This is a genomic window from Actinoplanes flavus, from assembly GCF_017592555.1.
In the GTDB taxonomy this organism is placed as follows: domain Bacteria; phylum Actinomycetota; class Actinomycetes; order Mycobacteriales; family Micromonosporaceae; genus Actinoplanes; species Actinoplanes flavus.
In genome coordinates, this window is the sequence record NZ_JAGFNS010000010.1 from 52,455 (window position 1) to 69,295 (window position 16,841).

The 16,841-nt window shown below is 71.5% G+C and carries 15 protein-coding genes; 9 read left to right on the top strand and 6 right to left on the bottom strand.

The window, feature by feature from the left end:
- Window positions 1-2: 2 nt before the first annotated feature.
- The 9 genes from J5X75_RS16635 (at window position 3) to J5X75_RS16675 (ending at window position 9,039) form a co-directional block, all read left to right on the top strand.
- Window positions 3-230, top strand: coding sequence for a 4Fe-4S dicluster domain-containing protein (locus J5X75_RS16635; protein WP_188125851.1), 228 nt, complete (start codon window positions 3-5; stop codon window positions 228-230).
- Complete coding sequence (locus tag J5X75_RS16640; RefSeq protein ID WP_208468317.1) at window positions 227-1,576, top strand: aliphatic sulfonate ABC transporter substrate-binding protein; 1,350 nt, start codon at window positions 227-229, stop codon at window positions 1,574-1,576. Before J5X75_RS16635 ends, J5X75_RS16640 begins: the two co-directional genes overlap by 4 nt.
- Window positions 1,573-2,397, top strand: a complete 825-nt coding sequence (locus tag J5X75_RS16645) for an ABC transporter permease (RefSeq protein WP_208468318.1) — start codon at window positions 1,573-1,575, stop codon at window positions 2,395-2,397. Before J5X75_RS16640 ends, J5X75_RS16645 begins: the two co-directional genes overlap by 4 nt.
- Window positions 2,394-3,122 carry an ABC transporter ATP-binding protein gene (locus J5X75_RS16650; protein ID WP_208468319.1) on the top strand — a complete coding sequence of 243 codons (729 nt, stop codon included), beginning with the start codon at window positions 2,394-2,396 and terminating at the stop codon, window positions 3,120-3,122. Before J5X75_RS16645 ends, J5X75_RS16650 begins: the two co-directional genes overlap by 4 nt.
- On the top strand, window positions 3,119-5,797 hold the full coding sequence (locus J5X75_RS16655) for a fumarate reductase/succinate dehydrogenase flavoprotein subunit (RefSeq protein WP_208468320.1): 2,679 nt from the start codon (window positions 3,119-3,121) through the stop codon (window positions 5,795-5,797). The genes J5X75_RS16650 and J5X75_RS16655 overlap by 4 nt, the downstream gene beginning before the upstream one ends.
- Window positions 5,798-5,806: 9 nt before the next feature.
- Window positions 5,807-6,472, top strand: a complete 666-nt coding sequence (locus J5X75_RS16660; protein ID WP_208468321.1) for a M23 family metallopeptidase — start codon at window positions 5,807-5,809, stop codon at window positions 6,470-6,472.
- Between the two features lie 120 nt (window positions 6,473-6,592).
- On the top strand, window positions 6,593-7,732 hold the full coding sequence (locus J5X75_RS16665; protein ID WP_208468322.1) for an NAD(P)/FAD-dependent oxidoreductase: 1,140 nt from the start codon (window positions 6,593-6,595) through the stop codon (window positions 7,730-7,732).
- Window positions 7,733-7,740: 8 nt separating this feature from the next.
- Entirely contained in the window at window positions 7,741-8,622 is an 882-nt protein-coding gene (locus tag J5X75_RS16670) for an RNA polymerase sigma-70 factor (protein WP_208468323.1), read from the top strand.
- A 42-nt stretch (window positions 8,623-8,664) separates the two neighbouring features.
- Window positions 8,665-9,039 (top strand): PH domain-containing protein, encoded by a 375-nt coding sequence (locus tag J5X75_RS16675; RefSeq protein WP_208468324.1) that lies wholly within the window; start codon window positions 8,665-8,667, stop codon window positions 9,037-9,039.
- Between the two features lie 185 nt (window positions 9,040-9,224).
- Here J5X75_RS16675 and J5X75_RS16680 read toward each other — a convergent pair whose 3' ends face one another.
- The 6 genes from J5X75_RS16680 to J5X75_RS16705 are packed head-to-tail and all read right to left on the bottom strand — an operon-like array spanning window position 9,225 to window position 16,837.
- Window positions 9,225-11,522: a caspase family protein gene (locus J5X75_RS16680; RefSeq protein WP_208468325.1), complete on the bottom strand. Its 2,298-nt coding sequence runs from the start codon at window positions 11,520-11,522 to the stop codon at window positions 9,225-9,227.
- Entirely contained in the window at window positions 11,515-12,768 is a 1,254-nt protein-coding gene (locus J5X75_RS16685) for a CHAT domain-containing protein (protein ID WP_208468326.1), read from the bottom strand. The genes J5X75_RS16680 and J5X75_RS16685 overlap by 8 nt, the downstream gene beginning before the upstream one ends.
- Window positions 12,765-14,555 carry a hypothetical protein gene (locus tag J5X75_RS16690; protein WP_208468327.1) on the bottom strand — a complete coding sequence of 597 codons (1,791 nt, stop codon included), beginning with the start codon at window positions 14,553-14,555 and terminating at the stop codon, window positions 12,765-12,767. Before J5X75_RS16690 ends, J5X75_RS16685 begins: the two co-directional genes overlap by 4 nt.
- Window position 14,556: 1 nt before the next feature.
- Window positions 14,557-15,519 (bottom strand): AAA family ATPase, encoded by a 963-nt coding sequence (locus tag J5X75_RS16695; RefSeq protein WP_208468328.1) that lies wholly within the window; start codon window positions 15,517-15,519, stop codon window positions 14,557-14,559.
- The gene (locus J5X75_RS16700; RefSeq protein ID WP_208468329.1) at window positions 15,516-16,448 is read right to left on the bottom strand and encodes a hypothetical protein; all 933 of its coding nucleotides are present in this window, start codon (window positions 16,446-16,448) and stop codon (window positions 15,516-15,518) included. Before J5X75_RS16700 ends, J5X75_RS16695 begins: the two co-directional genes overlap by 4 nt.
- Window positions 16,445-16,837 (bottom strand): hypothetical protein, encoded by a 393-nt coding sequence (locus tag J5X75_RS16705; protein ID WP_208468330.1) that lies wholly within the window; start codon window positions 16,835-16,837, stop codon window positions 16,445-16,447. Before J5X75_RS16705 ends, J5X75_RS16700 begins: the two co-directional genes overlap by 4 nt.
- Between the last annotated feature and the right edge of the window lie 4 nt (window positions 16,838-16,841).

Below are 16,841 nucleotides of genomic sequence, written 5' to 3' on the forward strand. Positions count from 1 at the left end.
CCATGGCGCTGGTCAACCAACGGGTCGATGTGCCCGTAGTCATCGATAAAAGTCTATGTATTGACGAGTGCACCCTCTGCGTCGACATGTGCCCGCTGGACTCGCTGGCCATCGACCCGGAGACCAGCAAGGCGTACATGCACGTGGACGAGTGCTGGTACTGCGGCCCGTGCGCGGCCCGCTGCCCGACCGGCGCGGTGACCGTGAACATGCCGGTGCTGATCCGATGAGGGCCCGGCTCGCCGTCCCGCTCACCGCGCTGCTGGCGCTCACCGGCTGCACGGTCGCCGGGCAGGCCGCCGACGCCGGCGCCGAACAGGTCGTCGTCGGCTACCAGTCCAAGACCATCAACACGGTCACCGCCGGCACCCTGCTGCGCGCCCGGGGCTTCCTGGAGAAGCGGCTCGGCGACGGGTACCAGGTCGTCTGGCAGGACTACGACACCGGCGCCCCGATCACCGCCCAGATGATGGCCGGGAAGATCGACATCGGCTCGATGGGTGACTATCCTCTGCTCATCAACGGCGCTCGCGGCCAGCAGTCGGAGCAGACCCGGACGAAGATGATCGCGGTCACCGGCTACAACCAGCGCGGCGCCCTCAACACCGTGGTCGTCGCCAACGACTCCGCGATCGACTCGTTGAAGACGCTGAAGGGCAAGGTCGTCTCCACCAGCGTCGGCTCGGCCGCCCACGGCCTGCTCGTCCAGGCGCTGCGTAAGGAAGGGCTGAAGGACACCGACGTCAAGGTGGAGAACCAGCAGCCGCCGGTCGGCGCCTCCGCCCTGCAATCGGGCAACGTCGACGCGCTGTCGCAGTTCGTCGCCTGGCCCGGCCTGCTCGTGCACCGGGGCGAGGCGACCGTCCTGTACGACGGCGGCACGCTCGGGGTGCCCACCCTGCACGGGACCGTCGTCCGCGAAAGCTGGGCCGACGAGAACCCGGACGTCGTGAAAGCCTTCCTGGCCGCCCAGCGGGACGCCACCGAGTTCCTCTGGCAGCACCCCCGGGAAGCCGCCGAGATCGTCGCCGAGGAGACCGGGCTGCCCGCCGAGGTGGTCTACCTCTACAACGGCGCGAACGGCATCGCCACCTTCGACCTGCCGATCACATCCGAGCTGCGGGCCGCCCTCGAACAGGACGTGCCGTTCCTCAAGTCGATCGGGGTGCTCCAGGACATCGACCTGGACGCGTTCGTCGACGACACCCTGGTCCCGCCCGGCGGCACCCCCGGTGCCGTGCTGAGTGGCAAGGACGAGATCTGCGGCACCGAGGTCGCGGACCGGGCGCTCGCCGGTGAGCTGTGGCTCGACGGGGAGACGGGCACGCACGCCTCGACCGACCCCACGTGCCTGCTGAAGGCGGTCAAGGCCGCCACGACGGCCGGCAGGAAGATCCGGGCCGCATACGTGCCGGACGCCGGCACCGGCACCCGCTGGTTCGCCGACAAGAGCACCTGGGTCCGCGACGGCGACCGCTTCCTGCCGTTCGTCACCGGGGCCGCGGCCCTGGCCTACAACACCGCCCACCCGGGGTCGCGCGTCCTCGCGTACGAGAAGGCCGTGAACGAGGCATGACCACCACCCTCGCCGCGCCGTCCCGGGAAGCCCGCGCCGGGGCCGGGCCGAAGCGGCAGCGAGGCCGCCGGGTGAACCGCTGGCTGATCCGCGCCGCCTCGCTGCTGACCGCCCTGCTGGTGTGGCAGTGGCTGACCGCCACCGACGCCACCGTGTGGATCCGCTTCGACCGGCTGCCCACGCCGGTCGAGGTGGCCGGGCAGCTCGGCCTGCTGCTGCGGGACCCGCTGTACTACCTGGACATCGCGCAGAGCCTGGTCCGGATCCTCACCGGGTTCGTCCTGGCCGCGGTCGCCGGGATCGCCGCCGGCATCGCGGTGGCCCGTTCCCGGCTGCTGTCCGACCTGCTGCAACCGCTGTTCGAGGTGGTCCGGCCGATCCCGGCGATCGCCCTGGTGCCGGTCGCGATCCTGCTGTTCCCGGAGAACGAGCAGGGCATCGTGTTCATCACCTTCACCGCGGCGTTCTTCCCGATCCTGGTGAGCACCCGGCACGCGGTCCGCGCGCTGCCGACGGTGTGGGAGGACGCCGTCCGCACGATGGGCGGCGGGCGCGGGCGGGTGCTGCTCAGCGTGGTGCTGCCGGGCGCCCTGCCGGGCGTGTTCGGCGGCCTGTCGGTCGGCATGGGCGTGGCCTGGATCTGCGTCATCTCCGCCGAGATGATCTCCGGTGACTACGGCGTCGGGTACCGCACCTGGCACGCCTACACGATCGTCGACTATCCGGCCGTGCTGGTCGGCATGATCACCATCGGGGTGCTCGGCTTCGCCACCGCGGGCGCCGTCGAACTGCTCGGCCGCAAGGTGGTGGGGGACCGGTGAGCCTGGCCTTCCACATCACCGACGTGAGCCTCGGGCACGGCGACGAGACCGTGGTACGCGGCCTCGACCTCGACATCCGTCCCGGCGAGGTGCTGGTCGTGGTCGGCGCCTCCGGCTGCGGCAAGTCCACCCTGCTGCGCAGCCTGGCCGGTCTGCTCCCGGTCCGCGGCGGCGCCCTGCTCGCCGACGGCGCCCCGATCACCGGCCCGTCCCCGGACCGGGCGCTCGTCTTCCAGGACGACGCCCTGCTCCCGTGGCGCAGCGCCCGCCACAACGTGGAGCTGCCGCTGGCCATCCGCCGGGTGCCGCGCGGTGAACGCCGCCGGCTCGCCGACCACTGGCTCGGCCAGGTCGGGCTCGCCGACCACGGCGACCGGCGGCCCGGCAAACTGTCCGGCGGCATGCGCCAGCGGGTGCAGCTGGCCCGCACGCTGGCCGGTGAGCCGAAGGCGATCCTGATGGACGAGCCGTTCGGTGCGCTGGACGCGCAGACCCGCGCCGCCATGCAGCGGCTGCTCGTCGACGTGCTGCGGACCACCCCGGCCACCGTCGTCTTCATCACCCACGACGTCGACGAGGCGCTCTACCTCGGCGACCGGGTCGCGGTCCTCGGCCCGGACGGCGTACGCACCCTGATCGACGTCCCCGAACCCCGCGATCCGGCCACCCGCGGCACCCCCGTGGTCCGCGCCGCCCGCGAGGAGATCCTGAGGAGCCTCACGTGACCCGCCACCTCACCACCGACGTGCTGGTCATCGGCGGCGGCACGGCCGGCACCATGGCCGCGCTGTCCGCCGCGGAAGCCGGCGCGAACGTCCTGCTCCTGGAGAAGGCACACGTCCGGCACTCCGGGGCGCTGGCCATGGGCATGGACGGCGTCAACAACGCGGTCATCCCGGGCAAGGCCACCCCGGAGGACTACGTCCGCGAGATCACCCGCGCCAACGACGGCATCGTCAACCAGCGCACCGTCCACCAGACCGCGGTCCGCGGCCACGCCATGGTGCAACGGCTGGAGCGGTACGGCGTCAAGTTCGAGAAGGACGAGTACGGCGAGTACGCGGTCCGCCAGGTGCACCGCTCCGGCCGGTACGTGCTGCCGATGCCGGAGGGCCGCGACATCAAGAAGGTCCTCTACCGGGTGCTGCGCAGCCGCCACAACCGGGAGCGGATCCAGATCGAGAACCGGGTGATGCCGGTCCGCGTCCTCACCCACGAGGGCCGGGCGGTCGGCGCGGCCGGTTTCGACACCCGCAGCGGCGAGTTCGTCACGGTGGCCGCGAACGCCGTCATCCTGGCCACCGGCGCCTGCGGGCGGCTCGGGCTCCCGGCCAGCGGCTACCTCTACGGCACCTACGAGAACCCGACCAACGCCGGCGACGGGTACGCCATGGCCTACCACGCCGGGGCGGAATTGTCCGGAATCGAATGCTTCCAGATCAACCCGCTGATCAAGGACTACAACGGGCCGGCCTGCGCCTATGTTGCCAATCCGTTCGGCGGCTACCAGGTCAACAACCGGGGCGAACGGTTCGTCGACTGCGATTACTGGTCCGGGCAGATGATGGCCGAGGTGGCCCGGGAACTCGACTCCGACCGCGGGCCGATCTATCTGAAACTCAGCCACCTGCCGGACGAGACGATCGCCACCGTGGAGGGCATTCTGCACTCCACCGAGCGGCCGTCGCGGGGCACCTTCCACGCCGGGCGCGGGCACGATTACCGGACCCACGACATCGAGATGCACATCTCCGAGATCGGGCTGTGCGGTGGGCATTCCGCGTCCGGGGTGTGGGTCGACGAGAACGGGGCCACCACGGTTCCGGGGCTCTACGCCGCCGGGGATCTGGCGTGTGTGCCGCACAACTACATGATCGGCGCGTTCGTCTACGGTGATCTGGCCGGGACGCACGCTGCCGGCTTGGCGAAGAGTGACACGTCGGCATTGCCGCAGGACCAGATCGCGGCCGCCCGGGAGCTGATCTACCGCCCGCTGGAACACCCCGACGGGCCCCCGCAGCAGCAGGTCGAATACAAGCTGCGCCGTTTCGTCAACGACTATGTGGCGCCGCCGAAATCGGCCGCGAAACTGGAGATCGCCGTCGAGACGTTCCACCGGATGACCGGCGAGATCGCCGAGATGGGCGGCCGCACCCCGCACGAACTCATGCGCTGCGTGGAGGTGAGTTTCATCCGCGACTGCGCCGAGATGGCCGCCCGCGCCTCCCTCGTGCGCACCGAGAGCCGATGGGGCCTCTACCACGACCGCGCCGACCACCCGAACCGTGACGACGGCGAATGGCTCTACCACCTCAATCTGCGCCGCGACGCCGCCGGTGAGATGGAATTCGTCAAACGGCCGGTCGCCGAATACCTGTTCCCGGTCGACGGATTCCAGCTCCCGTCCGGCGCCCCCGAAACCCCCGTCCCCGAGCCCCGGAGATTCGGCGCCGCCGCACGTCACAAAACCATCGATCGTACGGGCGAGAGCACCTCGACCGCGGCGGCCGCGCGCATCGTGGCGGTCCTGGCGCTCGCCGAACAGGAACCCGCCCTGACCGCTTTCGCCCCGTACCTCGCCGACACCGACGCGGGCGTACGCCGAACCGCCGTCACGACGCTCACCGAGGTCGCCCCGCCCGGCGTGGCCGACGCCCTGGTCGGCGCCCTCGCCGACCCGGACGCCCCGGTACGCGCCGCTGCGGTGACCGGCCTGCGGGAACTCGCCGACGTCCTGCCCGCCACCGAGGATCTGGCCCAGCGGCTGCGGGCCGGCTACGCGAGCACCGACACCGCGGTCCGCGAGGTCGTCGTCGAGCTGCTGCGGATCATCGGGCTGGGCGCCTCCGCCGACTTCCGGGCCGCCGCCGAGGACGTCGACGTGGCGGTTCGTCTCCAGGCCGTCCGCGGTCTGGTCCGCCGCGACGACGTCGCCGGTCTGGCCGCGGCCGCCCTCGACCCGGCCCGCGAGGTGCGGGTGGCCGCCGCGCACGGCCTCGGCACGGTCGGCGACCCGGCCGCCGCCGGCACCCTGCACCGGCTCACCGGCGACGACGACGTGCTGGTCCGGGCCGCCGCGCTGGCCGCGGCCGCCGGCATCGGCTGCCCGCCGCCGCTCGCCGCCACCGCGGTCACCGCGCTCGGCGACCCGGCGTGGCAGGTGCGCGAGGGCGCCGCCAAGGGCCTGGCCGCCGCCGATCCGGACGTCGCCGCCCCGGCCCTGTCCGGCGCCGCCCGCGACCGCAACCTCGACGTCCGCAAGGCCGCCGTCCGCTCGCTGGGCGGCTGGTCCGGGCGGCCCGACGTGGGCGAGGCCCTGCGCGCCGCCGCCGACGACCCGGACGCCGACGTCCGCGCCTGGGCCCGGCGCGGGACTGTCACCGCCGGAAACGGGCGCTAGGGTGTCGCGATGCGCAATCTAACCTGGCTGGCGGGATTGACCGCGGTCGCTGTGGGCCTCTCCGGCTGCGGCGTCCCCGGCTCGAACCCGGCGGAGCCCGCCACGGAGGCCGCACCCGCGGCCGCCGTGGCGCCCGTCGAGGTCGAGCTGGCCGCGGCCGCCGCCACCTACAAGTACGTCTTCCCAGTACGGGCGAAGAACGCCTCCTACCACAAGACCCACGCCGGCTACCCGGCGACGGACATCTTCGCCGCCTGTGGCAAGCCGTTCGTCGCCACCACCGGTGGTGTCGTCCTCGAGGTGAGCCGGGTCGACAAGTACAAGAAGGGCGTGCCGGACGGGCCGTACAACGGCGGCAAGTTCGTCGCCATCCTCGGTGACGATGGCGTCCGCTACTACGGCTCGCACCTGAGCAAGGTGACCACCGGCATCAAGAAGGGTGTCCGGGTCAAGGCCGGGCAGTCGCTGGGCAAGGTCGGCAAGACGGGCAACTCCAGCGGCGTCTGCCACGTGCACTACGGCATCTCGCCGCCGTGCAAGAAGGCCGGCGACTGGAAGGTCCGCCGCGGCGTCGTCTGGCCCGCGTCGTACCTCACCTCGTGGCGCAAGGGCGGGAGCAAGAGCCCGGTCAAGGCGGTCGCCACCTGGAACAGGAAGCACAACTGCAAGGCCTGATCGCAGGCGTGACGCCTCACCCCGGCCACCAGCCGGGGTGAGGTGAGTCACAAGTGTCACACTCCCCGGCCGACCGGTGTCTCGTGCCCGAAGCGCCCGAACGAGCCTCAGGGAGTTCCGATGAACGTTGTCGTGATCGGCGGCGGCTACGCCGGAGTCATGGCCGCCAACCGTCTCACCCGCCGTGACGACGTGACCGTCACGCTGATCAACGCGCGGCCGGTCTTCGTCGAACGGCTCCGCCTGCACCAGCTGGTCCGCGGCAACCACGAGGCGGTCGTCGACTTCCGGGACGTGCTCGCCGACCGGGTCCGGCTGCGCGTCGCCACCGTCGACCGGATCGACGCCCCCACCCGCACCCTCACCCTCGCCGACGGCGCGACCGTCGGCTACGACCACCTGATCTACGCGGTCGGCAGCGACAGCCCGCGGGCGCCGGAGCACGCCCACCCGATCGCCACCCTGGAGGACGCGCGCCGGCTGCGGCCGCTCGTGGACGCCGCCTCCGCCGTGACCGTCGTCGGCGCCGGGCCGACCGGCATCGAGACCGCCGCCGAACTCGCCGAGGCCGGCCACCCGGTCACCCTGGTGTGCGGGGACGTCCTCAACCCGTACCTGCACACCCGGGGCCGCCGCTCGGTCGCCGGGCGGCTGGCCCGGCTCGGGGTGCGCGTGGTCGACGGGCCCGGCGCACGCGTCACCGCCGTCACCCCGGCCACGGTCCGCCTCGCCGACGGCCGGGAACTGCCCAGCCCGCTGACCGTGTGGGCGGCCGGGTTCAGCGTCCCCGACCTCGCCGCCCGCAGCGGCCTCACCACCGACGGCCTCGGCCGGCTGATCACCGACGAGACCCTGACCAGCGTCGACGACCCGCGGATCGTCGCGGCCGGGGACGCCGCGGCGCCGTCCGGACGGCCGTACCGGATGGGCTGCCAGTCCGCGGTCCAGCTCGGTCCGCAGGCGGCCGAGACCGTGCTCAGCCACATCGCCGGCACCACACCGGCGGACGCCGGGGTCGGATTCGCCGGCCAGTGCATCAGCCTCGGCCGCCGGGCCGGGATCTTCCAGTTCGCCCGGCGCGACGACCGGGCGCTCCCGCTCCACCTGGGCGGACGGCCCGGCGCGAAGCTCAAGGAGTTCGTGGTGGCGCACACCGTCAAGCAACTGGCCGAGGAGGCGCGCCGCCCCGGCGTACGCGATCTGTGGGCCCACGACCGCAACCGCGCCCAGGCCGTCACCACGACCGTTCCTGTCGCATGATGATCGATATGCGCGACGCCACCGACGACTTCGTCACCTACCGCAACCTGCTCTTCACCGTGGCGTACGAGATGCTCGGCTCCGCGGCCGACGCCGAGGACGTGCTCCAGGAGACCTGGCTGCGGTGGGTCGACGTCGACCTCGACCAGGTCCGGGACCGCCGCGCCTACCTGGTCCGGATCACCACCCGGCAGGCCCTCAACCGGCTCCGTACGATGCAGCGGCGCCGCGAGTCGTACGTCGGCTCCTGGCTGCCCGAGCCGCTGCTCACCACCCCCGACGCGTCCGGCGACGTGGAGCTGGCCGAGAGCATGTCGATGGCCATGATGCTGGTGCTGGAGACCCTGGCGCCGACCGAACGGGCCGTCTTCGTGCTGCGCGAGGTGTTCGACGTGGGCTACGACGAGATCGCGGACGCGGTCGGCAAGACGCCGGCCGCGGTCCGCCAGATCGCCCACCGGGCCCGGCAGCACGTCGACGCCCGGCGGCCCCGGCAGACCGTCTCGGAGCGTGAGGTCCGCGCCGCCCTCGACTCGTTCCAGCGCGCCCTCGCCGCCGGCGACCTCCAGGGGCTGCTCCACGTGCTCGCGCCGGACACCGTCCTGATCGCCGACGGCGGCGGCCTCAAGCAGGCGGCGGCCCGCCCGATCGTCAGCGCCGACAAGGTGGCCCGCTTCATGCTCGGCGGCCTGCGGAAGGCCCGGATCAGCTACACCACCGCGTTCGCTACGGTCAACGGCAGCCCGGCGCTGGCCGTACACGTCGACGGCGAGTTCGACGGGGTGATGGCCGCGCGGGTCGACCAGGGGCGGATCACCGGCCTCTACTACGTGCGCAACCCGGAGAAGCTGACCCGCCTCGCCGACGTCGCCGAGGTGACCTTGCGCTGAACAACCCGGAGGAAGGGAGCATGGGCCCGCTACCGTGAGGTCGTGATTGACTTCTCCAGCCCATCGGTGTTCAAGCTCAACCCGGTCGACCCGGCCTCGGTCTACCCGCAGGTGGCGCCCCTGCTCATCCCCGGTGAGCAGCTGATCGCGGCGTTCAAGACCACCCGCGACTTCGTGGTCTTCACCAACAAGCGGCTGATCGCCGCCAACGTGCAGGGCATGACCGGCAAGAAGGTCGACTACACGTCACTGCCCTACGGCAAGATCCAGGCCTTCTCGATCGAGACGGCCGGCAACTTCGACCGCGATTCCGAGCTGGAGATGTGGTTCAGCGGCCTCGGCAAGGTCCGCCTGGAATTCAAGGCCGACTCCGACATCCGCGCCCTCAGCCAGATGATCGCCGGCTTCGTCCTTTAAATCCCATTCATCGGTACGGGGTGAGGCCGCCATCGCCCAATCCCGGTCCGGCTACCCTGTCGCCGTGAAGATCACCTTGCTGGCCCTCCTGGTCCGATGGCGCGTGGCCGCGTTGCCGGTGATCAGCAGGAACCTTTGACCTGTGGCTACCGGTTCCCGGCGTCTCCGCGAGGCGCCGGAAACCGTCAGTCGTAGACCACCTCGATCGGAATCATCGTGGTCCACCAGTCGGCGGCCGCCTCGGCCAGGTCCGGGTGAGGCGACAGCGTGCCGGTGGTCGCGGTCGCCGTCAACGATCCGGTCGCCTCTAGGGTCGCGGCGGGATATGGCGAGCGGGCTGGCCACGTCCTGGACGCGGCGGCACTGTCGCTGATGTCGGGCAAGGCGAATGGTTCGACACTGAACTCCTCCTGGCAGACCATCAGCTTGAGCCAGGTGCGGTCGGTCTGTCCGGGATGTATCCGCTTGCTGCGGGGAGGCCCCACCGATATCGCGCGTCCGTCCACCGCGGCGGCCAATCGGCGAGGACCGATGAAGGCTCCGGGGAAGAGCCGCACGTTTACTCCGAACGCCGAGGTGAGGTCGAGCAGGGCGCAGTAGAGGTGCTCGTCGCGCTCGTTTCGTAGCCGAACGAATATTCTGGGCCGGCGCCACGCCGAGGCGATGCGGCGGGCACGCAGCCGGATCACTCCGTGGTTGTCCGTTCGCAGGGCCGCACTGTTGGCGGAGACCGACGTCTCGCTGCCGTCGTCAGCCGAGATCACCTCGATCCGGACCGCGCCGGCCAGCCGGCTCGGCGGGTTGTCGAGCAGGTAGGTGCGCCGCCATCGGGCGACGTGTGCCAAGGTTTCGACGATCCGCTGCGTGCCTCCATTGTCCAGCGTGATGCTGCTGAGCAGGGGCGGCTCGTCCTCCGCGACGAGCACGGTGGCCGTGTCGCCGGTGGCGGCGACACGCAGGTCCGGAGTCTCGCCGGAGGACACCTCGCGAAGGTGCGGTGACGGCCCGGCGGAACGGAGTGCGTCCCGGACGCGGCCCGCCGCCGGGTCGACGGCGACGGTGGTGGGCGGTGTGGGCATCGCACTGACGACGACCGGGTACTCGGTGTAGCGATCGGGCTCCCAGCCGACCGGCTCGACGAGACTCTCCACCGCGCGTACATCGATGACCGCCGCCTCTAGCGCGGGCGACGTGTGCGACACCACGACGCGCGTGCCGGGCGCCGCCGGAACGCCGTGACACGCGCCGATGTTGATCGACCATCCGTCACTTCTCCAGTGCATGACCGTCAGGCTGACGGGTTGCCGGACCGCACCGCCGAGGAACGGCTGGTCGATGACCGTGTCCGAAGCCGGGTACAGAGTGGGGGTCTGACGTCCGGCGCGGAGCGCGACCCCACCGCGAGCGGCCGCGATCAGCTCCCGGTAGGTCGCCGTCGGCCCCATGCGCCGCAACGCCCGCAACAGCGACCAGGAGAAGACGCCGTGGTAGGTGCCATCCACGATGAGCTCGCTCGCGGTCTCATGTGGAAGGCAGGCAGCCAGCAGGATGTGGGATCCCTCGTGGGGTTCGGGTTGCCCTGACTCGACGGGCGAGCGCGACGGCGGTTCCACCCGGGCGTTCGGCTTGAGGCCGCTGTGGCAGGCGTCCACCACGACCGCCACATGAGTGCCATGATCGGTGATCCGGCCGATGAGGTCGGACAGTTCCGGGGCGGTGATCTCCGCCCGGTCCTGGCCGGCGCTGTGGCAGATGAGAGTCTCGATCTTGCCGGTGGGATAGAGGTGCCAGGCGTCGGGAGGCGCCTCGGCCGTCGAGCCGTTGCCACTGAACCAGAACAGGACGGTGTCGTCCGGCCCGGCCTGATCGGCCAGCGCCCGCAACCGCGTGATGATGGCGTCCCGGGTCGCCTCGCTGTCACGGAGCATCTCGATCCGCAGTCGATGTGATTCCACCACCGTCGTCCGCAGCATCGCCTCGGCCCCCTCGACGTCGTTCACGGCTCCCGCGATTGAGTGCCGCCCGGGACCGGAATCGTTGATGCCCACCAACAGGGCGAAGACCGTGCCCGTTCGTGGCGGATCGGCGACGCCGACCGGAACGTCGTCGTAGGTGTCCGCCGTCTCGGTCGCCCCGCGGGACACCGGCAATTCGACGGTGCGGAAGGGAACCCCGCCCGCGGTGAGGAAGGTGAGCCGCAGTGGTCGCGGGTCCGCGGTGAGTTCCCCGATGTGCAGGACGAACCGCACCGGCCCGTACGTTCCGCCGAACCGGTGCAGCACCAGCAGGTCCGACCCGGCTGACTCGGCCTGGCACCACGGCGCCCCGTCGAGCAGGCACCCGATCGTCCGTTCCTCCGCCGGATACGGCCACTCCTGGCCGTCCTCGACGGTCAGGTCCACGATCACCTGGTAGCGGGTGTTCGGCCGGACTTGGCGCGGCCACCGCACGAGGGGTTGGAGGCGGATCGGGGAGTCACTCATGGTGAGCCGCCGCTGCGGGAGAGGTCAGGCGGAGGGTGGTCTCCGGGTGGCCGAAGTAGACGTACCCGAAGCCTTGGAAGAAGTCGTTGTAGTCCGCGTCCTCCCGGGTGTCCGGGATCCGCTGGGCGACCTTCTTGGCCGCGTTGCGTCGCCGCCGCAGCAGGATCTCCGTGATCCGCTGCTCGCGATCGTACGAGTCGAGCAGCTCGTACGCGAAATCGTGCGAGTAGTCGATGCTGATTTCGCCGAGTGTCGCGATGACGCTGTACGCCCCACGGCGTAGAAATAGCTCGGCGAAACTCTGCGTGGCGACGAATGAGTTCGATCCCGCGGGTCTTGGTATCCCGGAGTCGCAGGCGTTCAAGAGCACCACAGCGGGGAAGCGGTCGAGAAGCGGCATCGCCGGGTAATCGATCTCGTAGGTTCCGATCGTCTTGCCGCCCAGACAAAAGTCGCCGTCCTCGGAACGGTAGGCGCCGTGGCATCGCAACATCACCAGCCCGACGTGCAGGTTCTCGTCATTGAGCCGGGTCAGCAGGGAGATCACGTCTCTCACCGGCACGGACCGGTACGGCTGGAGCAATTCGGCGAGAACGGAACCGGTGGCCCTGGCGATGTCCGGTGTTTCGAGGGCCAGCACCCCGCCGGTGCAGGTACCGGACTGCGCCGCGAACCGCGCGTACCGGGCGAAGTCGAAGATGGTGGTCCAGCGCATCACCTCGATCTCGGCCCCGAGCCAACGCCGGGTGCGATCCGAGTAGTGCAACTCCCACGGGATCTGGAAGTCGGTCAGGTCCAGAACGACCAGCCGGATCGGGGCTCCGTCAGACTTGGCTGCGGAGGCGGCCAACCGTTCCAGCCAGTCGGTGACACGGAGCTTGTCACGCCACCACATGGCCAACCGCTGGTAGGACCGCTTCCACCGCCGGCCGCGCATGATGTCCGCGACGGTCTCGTCCGGGCGAGTATGCAGGGGGAGTTCACTCATTCGGGTCTGGTCGGGTTCGCCGTCGAAGAACCAGGTCAACTTGAAGAACGAGTGGCCGTCCCGGTAGGACGGCGTGACGCAGAGCAGGGCGGTGCGTTCGGGGATGGTCTGCAGGACGTGCGCCGCCTCGGGAGGGAATTGGACGACCTCGCCGTCCGGGGCAGTGGTTCCCTGCAGGTCGATCGCCGGCCGGGCCGGGGTGGCCAGCGGGGAGTCGTCGGCGTTCAGCCGGGCGCGCATCGAGACGGGGCGGGTCATCGCGAGCTCCCCGGCTTCGGGATCAGGACCGTGCCACCCATGGCGTCCGCGACCGCCCACGGCAGTTCCGGATAGGCGGGGACGTCCGGCGCCAGGACCACCGATCGAACACCCCGGATGGTACGCAGACCGTCCGCCACGCCGATCGTGTCATCGACGCCGCGCCGCCCCACCGGTCCGCCGGCCGGTTCGCCGAGGCTCATGTGCAGCGGCACGTTACCCCGCCCGTCGGTCACCACGAGCACGAGCGCGTCGTCGACCGGTGACCGGTTGCGCCGGGCGAGTCGTTGCGCCTCGGCCACCGCCAGGTCCATGGCGTGCGCCAGTGGGCTGGCCCTGCCGGGGTCCCGGTTCAGCGAGGCCGCCACCCTCGGGTCGGCGATGTCGCGGACCCGGTAGCGGGTGGCCTGGAGCGGATCGGCCGCGTCGGCGTGACCGAATTCGACCACCGACACCGCCGCCCGCTGCCGGAACGCCCACCGCAGGAACGGCGCCATGGCGGCGTCCGCGTTCCAGGTCCGCAGGCAGCTGTGGTCCAGGACCAGGATCAGAGCGCTCGCCGGTTCCGGGCGGCGCCGGTGGCGGCGCAGGTCACCGGGCCGAAACTGGAGACGGCCGTCGCGTACCGGCCGGAAGCGCAGTGCGGTCAGCAGCGTGGGGACGACAGCCAGATCGTCCAGACCGCGGGTGGGCTCACTGCCGAGGACCGCTCCGGCGGGGCCGTTGCGGCGGGCGCGGGAGGGCGGGGGCAGCCGCAGCGGTTCCGGCGACGGGAGAGCCTCCGGGTCGTCCTCCGGGTACAGGATCGCGTTCGGGTCGGCGTATAGGTCGGCCGGGTCGAGGGTGTCGCCGGGCACCGGAACCACCTGGCGCTCGGTGAGGGCCGCCGGATGCGCGGCCGGGCCGGTCCGCTCGGCGGGCCGCTCCGGCGCCTGCGCGGTCTGGCGGCCACGGCCCGGCTCGGGTGCGGCTCCGGACGCCGGCTCCGGGGTCGCGGGTGTCACCGCGATGATGCCCATCAGGTCGGCGGCCCGTTCGACGTCCCCCGCCGAGACCTCGGACCGGTCACCGATCAGGGCGAGCGCCCGGCTCATCCGGCCGAGGGCGAGCGTGCGGCGTTCCCCCGGACCGGTCCGGCCGAGGGCCACCACCTGCTCGAGCGCCGCAGCGCTCAACGGCACCGGCCGGCGTGCCGGGATCGGGCCCACCGGGCCGAACAGGTCGCCGGTCACCTCGTCCAGGGCGCGGGAGTCGTCGGTGGCGAGCCGGATCTCGGCCTCGGCGAGCAGTGTGTTGAGCTGCGTGCCGTCGCAGCGGACCGGGAATCTGTCGAGCAGGTGGGCGGAGAGCGATGCGGCGTCGGTTCGGTCGCCGGCGGCGAGCCAGCGCGCCCGTGGTGACCAGGTGATCGAGGCGCCGTGCCGTTCGGCCGTCGCCGTCTCCGATCCGATCAAGGCCACCGCGGCCCGCTGTACGGCCAGTGAGGTGTGCGCCAGGTCGGGTACCACGATCACCGGAGCGGCCGGGTCGTCGCTCTCGGCCAGCAGGCCGGGCCGGGGCTTGACGGATCCGCCGGTGAAGCGGAGGCCGAGCAACAGGTCGTCGTCGGTGTGCCAGGGGCCGAGCGACACCAGCCGCCCGGGACTCCCGCCCGCCGCCCCGAGCAGCCACGATCCGAGGGGCCGGAGCAGCATCGGATCCAGATCGAGGAAGAGCACGCCCCCGATCCGGGAGTCGATCGCCATGCAGCGCAGCACCTCGAGCGCTACCGGGGTGGGATTGGTCATCTCAGTCCGCCGTGACTTCCCTCAGGGCCTCGTCGACCCGGCGGTCGTCGTCCGGCGTCCAGGGGCGCAGCGTTCCGGATTCGAGCAGCGGCCGCCGGTGGGCCAGCGCGAGCGGGGCGACCTTACGCAGATGGTCCAGCGTGATCGACGTCGCGCCGAGCAGGGCGGCCCGGGCCCGGGCCGAGCGGATCAACACCAGGTCACCGCGGTGACCGACGACGTTGAAGGCGCCGGCGAGTCGCGCGCAAGCGTCCGCGAGGGACCCGGTGATCGGCAGGGACGGGCGGCGTTCGCGGGCCGCCGCGAGCCGGGCGCGGGTGGCGGCGTCGTCCTCCCGTGCCTTCTCCAGCCACTTCGAACCCGGGTTGTCCTGCTCGTCCTCGAACCGGAGCACGGTCTCCACGATGCGGCGGCGGCTCTCGTCGTGATCCTCGCTGGTCACCGCCACGGCCAGGCCGAACCGGTCGAGCAACTGCGGCCGGAGCCCGCCCTCCTCCGGGTTCATGGTGCCGACCAGCGTGAACCGTACCGGCAGGGGCACCCGGTCGATGTTGTCCCGCTGCACCACGAGCACCCCGGTGGAGGCCGCGTCGAGCAGGATGTTGACCAGATGGTCGTCGAGCAGGTTCACCTCGTCGACGTAGAGCATCCGCCCGGCCGACTCGCTGGCCTGTTCCATCAGCCCGGCCTGCCACTCGTTGTCGCCCCGCAGCAGTGCCTCCACGTTGAGGCCGCCGAGCAGCCGGTCCTCGGTGGCGCCGATCGGCAGGGTTACCGGCAGTTCCCCGAAGGCCATCACGGAGAAGGCGCGGATCGTTGTCGACTTCGCGGTGCCCCGCTCCCCGGAGGCGAGGACGCCGACGCTCGGGTCGACATACGACAGCTCCAGGGCCAGCCGCAACCGGTCCTGGCCCACCAACTGCGAGTACGGCAGGATCGCGATGTTCTTCACTGGGACAGTCATCCGTTCCGGCTTCCGGTGACGTAGCCGGCGGTCGGCGGCACCCCTTGGCGCCACAGATCGCACAGCTCCTGGTTGATCTTCAATTCGGCGGTCCGATCGGCGGGCGCCGCCAGGTGCAGGGCGGTCAGCAGGTCGAACCGGTGCAGGTCGAACGCCAGCTCGACGGACTCGCCGTAGGCGACCGCGGCGTGCACGGCCGCCCGGTAGGAGAGGACCGAGACGGCGAGAGGCACGAAGCCGAGCAGCCACCACCAGTGGGTCGCCCGGCTCAGCAGGGCGAATGTCGCGAAGGCCGCGATCCCGGTGGACACGGCGAGCCGGGCGGTGCTGTCCATGGTGTCCCGGCGGTCGTCGACGACGTCGCGTACGGTCTCGCCGAGGACCGCGTAGAGGCGGGGCCAGGCCACCACGGCGTCCAGGCCGTACCCGCGTCCCGCGTTGTCCTGCATGGCGGCCAGCGCGTTGCCCAGAGCGGTTGGCCGCACGAGATGTTCCCGGGTCGGGTAGCGGCGGCGGAGCCGTCCGGCGGCCCGCCCGGCGGCCTGTACGGCCTGGTCGTCAGCGGTGGCCGGCGGGGCGGCCGCGGTCGTCGTCAGCTTCCTCCGGCGCGCCAGCTGAAGACGCCGGAACAGGCCGGAGCCGAGCGCCGCCGGCCACCCGCCTTCGAGCAGCCCGACGAGAGCCGACTGGAACGGATGCAGCACCAGCGCCAGCAGCACCACCACGACGATGATGAGCAGGGCTTCGGCGATCTCCAGGTTGGCGGCGGTCTCCCACGCCGCCTTGAAGCTGATCCTTTTTCCGGGCGCCCCGGCCCAGACCAGGACCAGGAGGAAGAGCAGCACCGCGTAGGTGGGGAAGTAGTACACCCGGAAGAAGCGGCTGCCCTGGAGGCCGGCCGGCATCTCGGCGAGGGCGTCGAGGCTCATCGGCGCAGCTCCATCCGGCCGTTCGCGCAGCACGCGGGAGTCGTCCGCTCGTCGTAGAACATGGTGGTGGCGGTGCCGCCGCAGGACTTGCAGGCGATGACGAGCACCCGGTACTGGCTGGACTCACCGGGTTGGGTGGCGCGGTCCCCGTCGCCGACGCCCGGCTCACCACCGGCCTGACCGAGGTCTTCGAACACCCGGGCGCGGCTCGTGACACCGACGACGACACCGCCCACCGTCAGCTCGATGTGCCCGGCTTCCGGGTGCTCGTCGTACTTCTTGCGGAGATTGCGCCGGGCCTCGGGGACGGAGACGTCGTCCGGCTCCTCGTGGACCAGGTCGGCCTGATCCGTGGAGGGATCCAGGAGACTCTTGAATTTCAGTCGCAACCTC